Below are 13,806 nucleotides of genomic sequence, written 5' to 3'. Positions count from 1 at the left end.
CCTGTGCAGGCAGAAGGGCACGCCCCCGGCCAAGCCATGGGGCGGAACGGTCGATGGCTGTGATTGCGGGCCGGGCGGGGAATCGGTCCCGCCGGCGATGCCGCTAATCGGCGGAGTGGGGTTCGGCCATGGCGACCACGACCTTGCGCGGCCCGCTGAAGGGCGTGCGGGCATGGGCGGCCAGCATGTTGTCGAGCATCATCACGTCCCCGGTCTCCCACGGGAACAGCACCGTCTCGTCGGCCAGGACCGCGCGGATGGCGGCAAGGTCGGCCGGATCGATGGGACCGCCGTCGGCGTGGTAGACGTTGCGCGGCAAATCCTCCTCGTCGAGGATGTCGAGCAGCGCCGACCGCGCCTCCTCCGGAAGGTTGGAGACGTGGAAGAGATGGGCTTGGTTGAACCACACCGGCTCCCCGGTCACCGGATGGCGGGCGGTCGCCTGACAGATCTGGCGCGTGCGCAGTTCGCCATCCTCCTTCCAGTCGCAGAGGATGCCGTGGTCGCGGCAATAAGCCTCCACCGTCGCGCGGTCATCCGTGTTGAAGACCTTCTGCCACGGCACGTCCAGCCCGTTGCCGTAGTTGCGGACATACATCAGGCCGCGCCGTTCGAACCGCTCGCGGATGTCGGCGGGAATCCGGCGGTAGATCGCCCGGCTGTCGGCGATCGGTGTCTCGCCGCCGACCGGTGCCGCCTGGACGCAGCAGAACCAGATGCGCATCGGCCAGTCACGGGTGTAGGCCTGCTCGTTGTGCAGGGGAATGTGCTGGTCGGCCGGATATTCGGTGGAGGTGTAGACGCCCGACGTCACGTTGGTCCGCGGGGTCGAGCCGAACTCGTAGCTCAGCAGCGGATGGCCGAAGGCGGCGGCGAAGGCGCGGAAGCGCTCTACTGAGTTCGCTGCGGATTCCGCGGCCGGACCCAGCGCGAAGCCGCGGAAGAGGATGCCGGCACAGCGCGGCAGCCAGTCGCGCACCAGCGGCTCCACGGCGGCGAAGGCGTCGAGCAGATCCACCTGCGGATCGCGCGCCCTTACCAGCAACGGCAGGCCGCCGCGCGCATGGGGAAAGTCTTCGATCGTGAAACTAGGCTCGGCCATGGGACCCTCATGAATTCAGGCGGTCGCGGCGATGCCGCCGGGGCCGTCCGCAGGCCGGCCGAGGCATCCCGCCAGCCGGTCGAGGAGCGGACGCTCGTGGGCGCGCAGGAAGAAATGGTCGCCGTCGAACATCTCCAGGGTGAAGTTCCCCCGCGTCTCCACCGACCACGCCTGCAACCGGTCGGCGGCGATGTCGTCCTGCATGCCGCCGAACACCCGGATCGGGCAGTCCAGCGGCGACCGGCGACGGTAGGCGTAGCGGCCGCACAGCAGGAAGTCGGCGCGCAGGACCGGAAGGGCCATCTCCAGCAGGTCGCGGTTGCCGAACACCTCCTCGGCCGTGCCGCTGAGGCGGCGCATCTCGGCGACCAGCCCGTCATCGTCCAGCGGTTCGGCCCAACGCCCGTCCTCGCGCCGGCTGGGAGCGGCGGCGGCCGACGCGAACAGCGCCCGCGGTTCCCCCCGCCCCCGCCCGCGCAGGGCATGCGCCAGTTCGAAGGCGAGGAGACCGCCCAGGCTGTGTCCGAACAGGGCGAAGGGGCCCTGCGCCTGTGGAGCCAGCTCGTCCGCCAGTTCGGCGGCCAGCGCCGTCAGGTCGGTCCTGGGGGGTTCGTCCATCCGCCGGCCGCGGCCCGGCAACTCGACCGGCACCACCTCCAGCCAGGACGGCACGAGGCGTTTCCAGCGCGCATAGATCATCGCGCTGGCGCCGGAATAGGGAAGGCAGAACAGCCGCATCGCCGGCGGTGCCGCGCGACCGAGGACGGGGGCGGTCGCGGACGTCATCGCGCGGCGGCTTCGTCCATCTGGCGGCGCAGGCTGAGCGGCCGCATGTCGGTCCACACCTGCTCGACGTAGGCGAGGCAATCGGCCTTGGGACCGCTCTTGCCCGCCTCGCGCCAGCCGGCCGGAACCGCCTTGTAGTCCGGCCAGATGGAATATTGTTCCTCGTGGTTGACCAGCACCTTGAAGGTGATGTCCTCGCGGTCGAACGCCATCGCAATCCTCGTTCACTGTCGGGAGTGGGGCGGCATGCCGGTCCGGCCGCTCATACGGTCCGCGCCCGGCGCCCTCCTGCCCTAATGGACGAAGCAGCGCGGCGAATCGTTAGGAGGATTTTGCGATTCCCTCGCAACAATCCCCTCGCAACAACCGATGCGAGGGGTGCTGCGACGGTCAACGGACCAGCCCGACGGGCTCCCCGGACTCCGGATGGGGGATCACCGCCATCGGCAGGCCGTAGATGGCGCCCAGCCGGGCAGAGGTCATGATCTCGGCCGGCGTGCCGCGGTCGATCAGCCGCCCGCCGTGCAGAGCGACGATGTCGTCGCAGAAACGTGCGGCCATATTCACGTCGTGCAGCACCGCGATCACCCCGATGCCGCGCTCCCGCGACAGCCGGCGGACCAGCGCCAGCACCTCCACCTGATGGGCGACGTCGAGCGCCGAGATCGGCTCGTCCAGCAGCAGGCACCCGGCATCCTGCGCGATCAGCATGGCCAGCCAAACCCGCTGCCGCTCGCCGCCCGACAGGCTGTCCACCAGACGGTCCGCGAACCGCACGGTATCGGTCAGCACCAGCGCCTCCTCCACCTTGCGGGCATCCTCCGCCCGGAAGGCGCCAAGAGCGCCATGCCAGGGATAGCGGCCGAGCGCCACCAGCTCCCGCACCAGCAGCCCGGAGGCCGGCGGCATGTGCTGCGGCAGGTACCCGATCCGGCGCGCGAGCGCTCGCTGTTTCCAGCGCTCCAGAGGCTGGCCGTCGAACAGCACCCGCCCGCCGCTGGGGTGTTGCTGACGGGCGAGGATCTTCAGCAGGGTCGATTTGCCGGAGCCGTTGTGGCCGATCAGTGCGGTCACCCGGCGGGGAAGCAGGTCGCAGGACGGCAGGTCGAGCAGGAGGCGGCCGGGCAAGGCGAAGCTCACCCCTTCGAGACGGAACATCGGCGCTGTCGGGGGCGCAGATGGGGGCGCTGTCGGGGACGCAGTTGAAGACGTCATGCGGAAGTCCTGCGGTCTGATGAGGCGGCCGGCGGGGTGCGTCGCCAGTAGGCGACGGTCAGCAGGCGGTCGCGGTCGATGCCGCATCCACGCAGATGATCGCGCAGAAGGGCGAGATCGTCGAACTCGCAGGCCACCCAGGCGAACGGCGCGGCCGGGTCGGACGGCAATGTCAGGGCGCGCACCGCCTCGACCAGCGGCCCCGCAATCCCGGCATCCCGGCGGTGCAGCCAATGGACGGAGACACCGGTGGGCGCCTGAAGCGGCAGTTCGTCCGCCGCGTCCTCCACCTCGATCAGGGCGATGCCGCGGGCGTCGGCCGGCAGTTCCTCCAGGATGCGGGCGATGGCGGGAAGTGCCGTTTCGTCGCCGGCCAGCAGGTACCAGGACGCCGGACGGATGCCGAGCCCGCAGGGACCGGACATGCCGCAGAGGTCGCCGGGCCGGGCCCGCCGGGCGAAGTCGGCACCGGGAGCGCCGCCGGGAGCGCCATCGGGAGCGCCACCGGGGTGCCCACCATCGGACTGCGTATCGTCCGCATGAAGAACGAAATCGATGTCCAGTTCGCCGGCAGCGGCATCGATGCGCCGCAGGGTGTAGTAGCGGACCGCCGGGCGCCGGTCCGGCTCGGGCCAGAGCGGCCGTCCGTCGGGGCCGGGGCGCGGCCAGGACGGCGTCTCCAATCCGGCCGGCGGCAGATAGAGCCGGACGTGCAGGTTGTCCGCCGTGGCGAAGCGGCCAAGGTCACGGCCACGGAAGGTGACGCGACGCAGGCGCGGCGTCAGGTCCCGAACGGCGACGACACGGATCTCGCGGAAATCGGCGAAGAGCGGTCCGGTCTCCACATCGCCGGTCCAGACGATGGCGACATCCTCGCCCAGCAGACCGACCAGCTGTTCGCCGACGGAAGCGCGCAGCCGCTCCAGAAGGCCGCGGTCGTCCGCCTCCGCCCGCAGATGCAGGGCGTCGGCCCCGACGGTCAGAGCCAGCCGCCCGAACGCGCCGCTCGCCGCCAGCCTGTCGCCCTCGCGGACGAAGGACAGGCCATAGGGCTCGGCGGCGGCGACCAGCCGGTCCGCGGCAGCGGAGGGGCGGTCGTGAGGAATCGCGGTATCGCAGGAGAAGCGGGGCATCAGCGCCGTCCCAGCAGCCAGAGAAGGAAGGGTCCGCCGATCACCGAGGCGAGCAGCCCGGCCGGCACCTGATAGGGAAAGATCACGCTGCGGCCGAGCCAGTCGGCCATCAGCATGATCAGGCCGCCGAGCATGGCGGAACCGGCGAGATGGGCCGCCGCCCGCTGCAGGCCGAGCATGCGGGCCAGATGCGGCCCCATCAGCCCGACGAAGCTCAGCGGACCGACGATCAGCGTGGCCGCCGCGGTCAGCAGGGCCGAAAGGCTGAACAGCGCGATCCGGCTGAGCGATGGGCTGACCCCCAGCGCGGCGGCCACCCCGCCGCCGAGCGGCAGCAGATCGAGCCAGCGGGCGACGAAGGGAATGGCGCCGATGGCGAGCAGCGCCAGCAGAACCGCCACCAGCCCGTCGGTCCACCCCACCATGTAGGTCGAACCGGACAACCAGGTGACGAGCGTTTGCAGGCGTGGATCCTGCCCTGCCATCAGGACGGCGACGACGATGCCGGAGATGGAACTGGTGGCGATTCCGGCCAGCAGCAACCGGTCGGGCGAGAAGCCGTCCTTGCGGCCGAGCGCCAGCATCGCCGCCAGCACCGCGACCGCCCCCGCCCCGCCGGCCGCGATCTGCGCGCCACGCTCCGGCGCATCCGCCGAGAACATCAGCACGATCACACCGAGGATCGCGCCGGAAGACACGCCGAGGATTTCCGGCGCCGCCAGCGGATTGCCGGTCATCCGCTGCAGCATGGCACCCGCGACTGCAAGCATGGCCCCGCCGGACAGCGCCGCCAGCGCCCGTGGCAGCCGCCAGGGCTCCAGCGCGGCAAGATCGCCACCGGAACTCCAGCCCCAGCCATCCGGACCGGGACCCAAGGCGACCGCCATCCACAGGGCCAGGGGCAGCAGCAGGGCAGCGCCGGCAAGCACCAGGGCGGGCCGGGAGGCGCGCGGCGGCTGGGCGGCGGCGGACATGACCGGCGGTGCCGAGGTCCGCAGCCGCGGCAGAAGCCACAGCAGCATCGGCACGCCCAGGACCGCGGTGACGGCGCCGGTCGGCAATTCGCGGTAAGTGATCGGCGCCATCAGCACCAGGGCGTCGGTCGCCCACAGCAGGGCGGCACCGCACAGCGGCGCCCACAGCATCCGCTGCCCCAGCCGGCGGGCGCCGGCCATGCCGACGATGGTCGGGGCGGCCAGCCCGACGAAGCTGACCACGCCGACGGCGGCGACCGTGAGGGCAGCCAGCATCACCGCGATCAGCAATCCGGCCAGACGGGCGCCCACAACCGACAGCCCCAGGCTGCGCGCCCCGCCCTCCCCCAGGCCGAGCAGGACCAGCGGGCGCAGGACCAGCGCCGCGGCGACGGCCAGTACCGCCAGCCGGGGCGCCAGGAAGGCGGCCATGCCCCAATCCTGCTGGTCGAGGAAGCCAGCGCCCCACAGGAAGAGGCCGATCAGCAGGTCGTGGTTGAACAGCACCATCACGCCGCTGACCGATCCGGCATAGAGGCTGAGGACGAGGCCGGCCAGCACGACGGTGACCGGCGACAGCCCCTTGCGCCAGGACAGCGCCAGCAGCGCCACCGCCGACAGTCCGGCACCGGCCAGCGCGACCCATTCCCGGCCCAGCGCCAGCGCGTCCGGCAGCCACAGGGTAGCGACGGCGAGCGACAGGTGCGCGCCGGCGGAAATGCCGAGAGTGGCGGGTTCGGCCAGCGGGTTGCGCAGAACCTGCTGCAGGATGGTGCCGGCAAGCCCCAGCGCCGCCCCGATCAGCAGGGCGACCGCGAAGCGCGGGAACAGGACATAGTGGGCGGCAAGCTGGTCGAGGCGCGCCGGATCGGGATCGACGAGCGCCCTCCACCACAGCTCCGGCGGCAGTTGCCGGCCGAGCACCAGAAAGGATGCCAGCCCGGCCAGCAGGAACAGGCCGGTCACCGGCCAGGCGGGACCGAACCGGCGGGACGGGGTCGGGATCGCGGTGTCAGCCATGGCGCTGCGGAAGCCTTTCGCCGAGCAGACGGACGAAACGCTCCGCCGTCGGGACGCCGCCATAGAACAGGATGGGCGGCAGGATGGTGACCCGGCCTTCGCGCAGGAAGGGCAGCCCGGCGAACAGCGGCAGGTCAGCCAGCGCCTCCAGCGCCCGCTTTCCCTCGCTGCCGATGTTGACCAGTTCGGCATCGGGACGGCCGGTTAGACGGTCCATGGTCACGGTGGCGTGGCCATAGGGGCCGCTGGGACCGGTCCAGGCATTTTCGATCTCCAACCGGTCGAGGAGATCCTGATACAGGCTGTTGCGCCCATGGATGAGGACGCGGCGCCCGTCGAGGACGCTGAGAACATAGAGAGGGCGCAAGGGCACGCCGGACAGGCGCGCCCGCGCCTCGTCCAGCGCCCGCTCGAACCGCGCGACCGCAAGCTCCGCCGCCTCCGACACACCCAGTTTGCCGGCCAACCGGCGCAGGGAGGCGATGGCGAAGGCGAGCTGACCGTTCCGCCCCCCGTCCTCCCCCGATCCCGTGTCGAAGGACTGATAGAGGGTCAGCGGCGCGATCCGCTCCAGCCGGCCGCGCACCGCCGACAGCATGCCATCGGTGACGAAGCGTGCCGGCGCCAGCCGGTCGAGCAGTTCCAGGTTCGGCTCCGCCCTGGCACCGATGTCCGGAACGCTCCCCGGCACCGCCGGCTCGATCACGGAGCGGCGGTAGCGGTCGATCTCGGGCAGCCCGCACGGAACGATGCCCAGGGACAGCAGCGCCTGCGCACTCGTCCAATCGAGCGCGCAGACCCCGCCGTCCGCCCTCGGCTCCGCCGACCGCGCACCGCCGGCCAGAAGGCCGAGCGGCAGCGCGGCGGCGGCATGGAGGAACCGGCGCCGGTCGACGGCGCCGGTCATCTCGGGCATCGGCGGCAACGGTCCCGCCTTACCAGCTGTACTTCAGCGTCGCCAGGACCTGGCGGCGGTTGCCGTACAGCACCGTGTTGTCGTAGAAGCCCGCCGAATAATACTTCTTGTCGGTCAGGTTGCTGACGTTGAGCGCCACGCTGGCCCCCTGCAGTTCGGACCGCAGGGCACCCAGGTCGTAGCGGACGGCGGCGTCGGCCAGCGTGTAGTCCGGGATGGTCTCGGTGTTGCCGGCATTCTTGGACGAGCCGACATAGCGCGCACCCACCCCGAAGCCGAGGCCGGTGAGCGGACCGGACTTGAAGGTGTAGTCGCCCCAGGCCGAGGCCATGTGGCGCGGAATCCCCTTCGGACGCAGCCCGACCGAGCTGGCGCTGGAACCGACGGCCGGATTGTCCTTGGTGATCTCGGCATCGACGAAGGCGTAGGAGGCGATCAGGCTGAGCTCCTCCGTCAACTCCATCTTGCCTTCCAGCTCGATGCCGCGGCTGCGAATTTCGCCGTCCTGCACCGCGAAGCCGCTGTAGACCGGGTCGTTGGTGACCACGTTCTGCTGCGTGATGTGGTAGAGCGACGCCGAGATGAAGCTGTTCCAGCCGTTCGGCTGGTACTTCACGCCAACCTCGTACTGGGTGCCGGTCGTTGGCTTGAAGGTGCCGCCGCCGCGCTGCGGCGCGTAGGTGCCGGTGGTCGGCTGGAAGGAGGTCGCATAGCTGGCATAGGGCGCGATGCCATTGTCGAAGACATAGCCCAGGCCGACACGGCCGGTGAAATGATGGTCGCGCGCGGTCTGGGAGCTGCTGGACAGGTTGTCCGTCTCCTTGTCGACCACCCAATCCTGACGGCCGCTGAGGGTCAGGATCCAGTTGTCGTAGCGCAGCTGGTCCTGGAGGTAGGCGCCGATCTGGGTCAGGTTGCTCTTGCCGTCCACCCAGGGGTTTCCATAGAGGAAATCGGTCCCCGGATAGCTCGGGTTGAGAACGTCGATCACCAGCTCGTTCAGCGAGTTGCGCCGCGTCTCCCGCCCGATGTAGTAGCCGTAGTCGACACCGGCCAGGATGGTGTGCGACACCGCGCCGGTCTGCACCTTGCCCTGGACGTTGCTGTCGAGCAGGTAGGTCTCGGTCGTCTTCGGACGGTCCTGCACCCCGACCGGATAATCGCGCCCATTCACCAGTTCCACCGGCCAGGCGGTGCTGAAGGCGCTGACGAAGTTGACCTTCGAATGCATGTAGCGGGCATTCTGGTGGAAGGTCCAGTTCGGGCTGATCTCATGCTCCAGCTCGTAACCGACGGTGGTGTTCTGCACCTTCCAGTCGGAATAGCCGGGAATGCCGAAGAAGAGATCGGTGCCGATCTGGCCCATCGCATCGCGGGGAATGCTCTGTTCCGCCCCGCTCATCTTCAGCTTCTGATAGCTGGCGAGCAGGGTCATCTTGGTCTTGTCGGTCGGCTTGAAGGTCACCGCCGGCGCGATGTAGAAGCGGTCGTCGGGCGCATGGTCGACCTGGGTGTCGGACAGGCGGCCGAGGCCGGTCAGGCGGTACAGGACCTTGCCGTCGCCATCCACCGGCCCGCCGAAATCGAAGGCGGCCTGACGGCGGTCATAGCTGCCGGTTTGCAGTTCGATCTCGTGCAGCGGCTTGTCGGTCGGCCGCTTGGTGGTGAGATTCACCACGCCGCCGGGCGAGGTCTGGCCGAACAGGACCGACGACGGGCCCTTCACGACGTCCACGCGCTCCAGCCCGTAGGGCTCGAAATTGGTGTCGTAGTTGTTGAAGCCGGCACGCAGGCCGTCGCGGTAGATGCCGAACAGGTTGAAATCGCGGAAGCCGCGCATCGAGAAATCAGGGGCGCCGGGTCCGCCCGGATAATCGACCACGGCGATGCCGGGCGAGTATGCGACCGCGCCCGCGAAATCCTGCACCGCGCGCTGGTCCAGCTCCTTGCGGGTCACGACAGAGATCGTCTGGGGGATTTCGACCAGCGGCGTCTCGACCTTGGTGCCGACGGCGCTGCGGGTGGCGACATAGCCCTCCGTGCCACCGACGACTCCCTGAACGGAAATCGGGTCGAGAACAATGCCGGCGCCGGTGGCGGCCTCTCCGCTGGTGGCCTGCCCGCTGCCCTGGCCGGCCTGGCCGCCGTTCGTCGCCTGCTGCGCCAGACCGGCCGGCTGGTTCGCCAGCAGCGCCAGACCGGCCATCGTCGTCGCCAGCAGGAAGGATTTCAAACGCCCGTGCTTGCCCGTCGCCAGACGACCGGCCGATCCGGCCGCGCCAACCTCACTCTCCATCACAGTTCCCCCAACTGAAGCTCTATCCGACGGGTTCCGCTCTCTCGCGAAATCCGTCTCCCGGCTCTAAGACGAAGGGGGTAGGCGAATATTAAGGGGAATCTTTCATACGTACGAATTTTCGTGCGCGGCGGCCGTCGTCGACCGCTCCGACAGGCCGGGGCAGCGGTCAAAGAAGTCACGGCGGTCGAGCACCATCAGCGCCGCGCGCTTGTGCGGGAAGTCGAACTCCCGTTCGCGCAGGAACCCCAGGGACTGCATGTGCCCGATCATGCGGGCGTTGTCGGCCCGCGGCTCCGACACCACGCGGCCGGTGCGGGCATCGTCCAGGAACATCCAGTGCACCAGCGCCGAAAGCCACGAACGGACCTTGTGCGGTCCGCGGTGATGCTCCTCCCCCACCAGCATGTGGATGCCACGGTCATGGTCGCCCGGCGCACAGAAGGGGGCTATGCGGTCCTCCTTCGCCCAATAGGCCTCGAAATAGGCGAAGGGTTCATCGTCGAAGCAGCCGATCAGCGTCTGGACATGCGGGTCCGCCGCCAGCCCCTCCAGATATGCGCGGTGTCGCAGGAGGTCGCCGCCCTCCTGCCAGAAGGCGAGGACCCGGGGGTTGTTCTGCCAACGGTTGAAGCGCTCCAGATCGGCGTCGATGTCGAGGCTGCGCAGCGAAATCCAGAGGCCGAGCGCCGGATCGAACCGGCGGTACAACTCCCCCGCCGGCTTCGGCGGCCGGTGGAGTTGCACCCCATCCCCCTGCGCAATGGCCGGATAGCCGGTCGTGCCCGGATGGCGCAGCCAGGGGCCGGGCAGTTGCCAGAAGGCGTCGCGCCGGCTGATGGCGCCACCTCCGCCATCGGCGAGCAGCAGGCCGGATCGCAGCGATGCCGGGTCGGGCTCGATGCCACGCCAGACAAGACGGCGGCAGGCCGGGTCGCCGGTGAACAGCCAGCAGGCCGCCGCCCAGGCGGCATCCACTGGAAGCGGAGCGGAACGTTCGCCGACGAGGTCGGGCGCAAGGACGAAGCCGCCCTCGATCGGCTCGCAGGCGACCGATAGCAGCGGACTGCCGTCGATGGACAGGCGCAGACCGCCGGATCCGGTTTCGGCGGTCAGCCGGCGGCCATTGGGTAAAGGCAGGGTATGGGATGATGTCATGGTGGCGGATTCCAGTTCTTGGCGCCCGCTGCCGCCGTCCCTTCATCGGGCGAGGGCGAGCAGCCGGTCGCGGGTCGCCCCGAAGCACAGATAGACGGCGGCGCTGGTGTGGACTGACACTCCATCCAGCTCGGCCGGGATGCGGTCATCCATGTCCAGGACCTCGACAGCCGCCCCGCGGCCGGTGAAGAGCCGTTTGGCGGCGAGGGTGTTGGCGAAGGGCACCACGGCATCCCGCCCGGCTCCGCACAGGACCATCGGCGCGCGCGGTGTCCAGTCCAGCAGGTCGTTGCCGGCGAGGGCGCGGCGGAACGGCGCCTGCGGATCGTCGAAGGAGCGTGTGAAGCCGTCCTGGCGAAGCCGCGCGATCTCCGGTCCCGGCGGCAGCACTCCCTGCCGGAGCACATCGAAGATGTCGAGGCGGCCCGGCATGACTCCCTCGACCGTGGCGTCGAAGGGCGACCGGAACACGTCGGCGGGCGAGGCATAGATGTTGCCGTAGACGCGCTGCATCGCCATCACGGCATAGGCGAACAGCGCCGTTGCCAGACCGTTCGGCCCCGCCGGCCCGGTCGCCGACCAGCCGTCGATGAAGGTTTGCTCCAGCGCATAGGGACCGGACATCGGTGCCGTTCCGGCAAGGTGGAACTCGCCGGCATGGTCGCGCTCGATGGTGCGCTGGGCCGCCATCGACGCATGCCCGCCCTGGGAATAGCCGGCCAGCAGCACCTTCCCGGACAGCGGAATCCGCGCCTCCCTCGCCACGCTGCGCGCGGCGCGCAGTGCATCGACGATGGCGGATGCCTCGCTCTCCGCATGCAGGTAGGGATGGAACGGATAGTCCGAGCGGCCGAGCCCGAGATAGTCCGTGGCGGCGACCGCGACGCCGCGGGCGGCGTAGAAGGTCAGCAGCGGGCTGTCGCCCGCCGCCAGCGTGTCGTCGGCCTGACTGGCGTCCCGTCGCGTCTGGGTGCCCTGTGCCCAGCCCAGCAAGTCATGCGGCTCGCCGCAATCCGGACCGCCGGGCAACAGCAGCATGGCCGAGGCGGTCGCCGGTTCGCCATGCACCCCGATGGTGGCATAGGTCACCCGCGACAGGGTGACGTCGCAGCGCGGCCGGCCGATGAAGCCGGCGTGCGATCCGAGCCCGGCCTCGATCGCATCCCGCCGGTAGGTCGCCAGCGTCGCCACCTCAAGCACCGAGCCCCGTGCGGAGGCATGGACAGCCAGATCGGAGGCCTTCGCCGCGGCATCGTCCGCCGCGGCGGCTGCCGACCCGGCCGCACAGACGGCGGACAGGATGCACAGCAGCCACAGCCCGGCGCACCCGCCCCGCATCGTCGCGCCCATCAGCGGTTCAACGCGCCGGCAACCAGCCCGGTCGGCCCCGACTGACGCCGGGACCGGCCGTCGGCCGGCGCCAGATCGCGGTAGAGGGCGGCGGCGATCTCCGCCGCCCGGACCGGCAGGACCGACAGCAGCGTGTCGCTCAGCCCATGGGTCTCCTCGCAGAAGCCCTGGATGAAGATCGGTGCCGTCAGCTTGGGGTCGGTATTGACGCGATAGTCGCGGTCGACCCGCAGGTCGCCCGTCAGGTCGCCCAGCGGCTCCAGCAGCCGACGGTGGGAGTTGCGCTCGTACCCGGTCGCCAGGACCACCGCGTCATAGCGGATTTCCTCCATGACACCGTTGGACAGGTCGCGCAGGGTGAGCGCGATGCCGGCTCCGTCGGACGCGACCGCCTCGATCTGCCGCCGGCACAGGAAGCCGTGGCGCTGCACGCCGGACACCTTCTGGCGGTAGAGGATGCCGTAGATGCGGTCGATCAGCTCGGCATCGACCACCGAATAGTTGGTGTTGTGGTAGTCGCGGATCAGCTGCGCCCGTTCGTCCTCCGGCAGGTTGAACATCACATCGGTGTAGGCCGGCGCGAAGATCTCGTTGACGAAGGGCGTGTCGTCGGCCGGACGCAGGACCGCCGAGCGCAGGATCATGTCGGCCCGCACCGACGGGAAGCTGTCGTTGAGGTCGATGAAGGCCTCGGCGGCACTCTGCCCGCCACCGACCAGGGCGATCCGCATCGGCGTTCCGGCGACGCAGGGCTGGGTGGCGATCCGCTGCACATAGTCGGCATGGTGGAACACACGGGGATCGTCCTTCAGCCCGGCGAACAGCGCCGGGATGCGTGGCGTTCCGCCGGTGCCGACCACCAGCGAGCGGGTCCGGCGCACGCGTTCGATACCGTCGGGGCCGCGGGTGACGACATCCAGCATGCTGATGACGCCGGACCTGTCGACGACCGGTTCGACGCGCACCACCTCCGTGCCGTAGCGGCAGGCATCGGAGAAGTGGGACGCCACCCAGCAGAGATAGTCGTTGAACTCCATCCGGCAGGGATAGAAGGTGCCGATGTTGATGAAATCGATCAGCCGTTCCTTGCGGTGCAGATAGTTCACGAAGCTGTAGGGGCTCTGCGGATTGCGCAGGGTCACCAGATCCTTGAGGAAGGAGATCTGCAGATCGCTCTGCTGGACCAGCGTGCCGCCATGCCAGCTGTAGGAGGCCTGCCGGTCGAAATAGGCCGCGTCCAGCGCCCGTCCGGAACGCTCCGCCTGTTCTTCGAGGGCGATCGCCAGCCCGATGTTGGAAGGCCCGAACCCGATCCCGGCAAGGTCCAGGGGCTTTTCGGAGAGGCTGAACTGAGTCATGGAATTGTCGTCCCCTGTTTGAGAATCCCAAAAACGCCGCCACGGCTGCCGGACGCATGGGCCGGTCCTGCTCCTGCCCGTGCCGGTCGTGCCGGTCGATGGCGTGGCGGGGCTCCAGCCGGATGCCGACCGACATCAGCCGACCGCCGCCTCCTTCCGGATTCTTGAAAGACGACGAACGCACCCCGCTGAAATTTAGGCCCTTTCGCATCCGAGCCGCTTTGCTGCACAAATCGCCATGGTGGCAGCGTCCACCCTGGGGGGCCGCAGTTCCGGGAAACCCGGCGCAGTTCGCCCGCCGCTGGCTCAGTGCCGAACTGGCGGCGTCGGCTTTGGCGGAGACCGGAACCAGAGCCAAGCTTATTGCGGCCGCCAAGCTGTCCGGGAAACAGGGACCAGCTCAGCCGACGCTCTTCACAAAGCCATCCATAAAGCCGTCGAAAACCTCAATGACGAACGCATGCCCATTCCGTTGGACGAGCTGCAAGCTCGCTGTGG

11 protein-coding genes are annotated in these 13,806 nt (G+C 69.5%); all 11 read right to left on the bottom strand.

The window, feature by feature from the left end; genetic code table 11:
• Positions 1 to 103 precede the first annotated feature (103 nt).
• The 11 genes from ABNQ38_RS05260 to ABNQ38_RS05210 all read right to left on the bottom strand — a co-directional run bounded on the left by ABNQ38_RS05260 (position 104) and on the right by ABNQ38_RS05210 (position 13,308).
• Positions 104 to 1,102 (bottom strand): TauD/TfdA family dioxygenase, encoded by a 999-nt coding sequence (locus ABNQ38_RS05260; RefSeq protein ID WP_377806051.1) that lies wholly within the window; start codon positions 1,100 to 1,102, stop codon positions 104 to 106.
• 15 nt (positions 1,103 to 1,117) lie between these two features.
• Positions 1,118 to 1,888, bottom strand: a complete 771-nt coding sequence (locus ABNQ38_RS05255) for a thioesterase II family protein (RefSeq protein ID WP_377806050.1) — start codon at positions 1,886 to 1,888, stop codon at positions 1,118 to 1,120.
• Positions 1,885 to 2,106 (bottom strand): MbtH family protein, encoded by a 222-nt coding sequence (locus ABNQ38_RS05250; protein ID WP_377806225.1) that lies wholly within the window; start codon positions 2,104 to 2,106, stop codon positions 1,885 to 1,887. The genes ABNQ38_RS05255 and ABNQ38_RS05250 overlap by 4 nt, the downstream gene beginning before the upstream one ends.
• Before the next feature lie 172 nt (positions 2,107 to 2,278).
• Positions 2,279 to 3,046, bottom strand: coding sequence for an ATP-binding cassette domain-containing protein (locus ABNQ38_RS05245; protein WP_377806049.1), 768 nt, complete (start codon positions 3,044 to 3,046; stop codon positions 2,279 to 2,281).
• 53 nt (positions 3,047 to 3,099) lie between these two features.
• Complete coding sequence (locus ABNQ38_RS05240) at positions 3,100 to 4,236, bottom strand: SIP domain-containing protein (RefSeq protein WP_377806048.1); 1,137 nt, start codon at positions 4,234 to 4,236, stop codon at positions 3,100 to 3,102.
• On the bottom strand, positions 4,236 to 6,230 hold the full coding sequence (gene fhuB, locus ABNQ38_RS05235) for a Fe(3+)-hydroxamate ABC transporter permease FhuB (RefSeq protein ID WP_377806047.1): 1,995 nt from the start codon (positions 6,228 to 6,230) through the stop codon (positions 4,236 to 4,238). Before fhuB ends, ABNQ38_RS05240 begins: the two co-directional genes overlap by 1 nt.
• Positions 6,223 to 7,146: an ABC transporter substrate-binding protein gene (locus ABNQ38_RS05230; protein WP_377806046.1), complete on the bottom strand. Its 924-nt coding sequence runs from the start codon at positions 7,144 to 7,146 to the stop codon at positions 6,223 to 6,225. Before ABNQ38_RS05230 ends, fhuB begins: the two co-directional genes overlap by 8 nt.
• 19 nt (positions 7,147 to 7,165) lie before the next feature.
• Entirely contained in the window at positions 7,166 to 9,442 is a 2,277-nt protein-coding gene (locus ABNQ38_RS05225; RefSeq protein WP_377806045.1) for a TonB-dependent siderophore receptor, read from the bottom strand.
• 105 nt (positions 9,443 to 9,547) lie between these two features.
• Entirely contained in the window at positions 9,548 to 10,600 is a 1,053-nt protein-coding gene (locus ABNQ38_RS05220; protein ID WP_377806044.1) for a GNAT family N-acetyltransferase, read from the bottom strand.
• A gap of 42 nt (positions 10,601 to 10,642) precedes the next feature.
• The gene (locus ABNQ38_RS05215) at positions 10,643 to 11,950 is read right to left on the bottom strand and encodes a lipase family protein (RefSeq protein ID WP_377806043.1); all 1,308 of its coding nucleotides are present in this window, start codon (positions 11,948 to 11,950) and stop codon (positions 10,643 to 10,645) included.
• On the bottom strand, positions 11,950 to 13,308 hold the full coding sequence (locus ABNQ38_RS05210) for a lysine N(6)-hydroxylase/L-ornithine N(5)-oxygenase family protein (RefSeq protein ID WP_377806042.1): 1,359 nt from the start codon (positions 13,306 to 13,308) through the stop codon (positions 11,950 to 11,952). The genes ABNQ38_RS05215 and ABNQ38_RS05210 overlap by 1 nt, the downstream gene beginning before the upstream one ends.
• Positions 13,309 to 13,806: the final 498 nt, after the last annotated feature.

This window comes from Azospirillum sp. A29, assembly GCF_042604625.1.
Taxonomy (GTDB): Bacteria; Pseudomonadota; Alphaproteobacteria; order Azospirillales; family Azospirillaceae; genus Azospirillum; species Azospirillum palustre.
The sequence above is the reverse complement of the archived record's forward strand: the minus strand, read 5'-3'. Positions and strand labels throughout refer to the sequence as shown.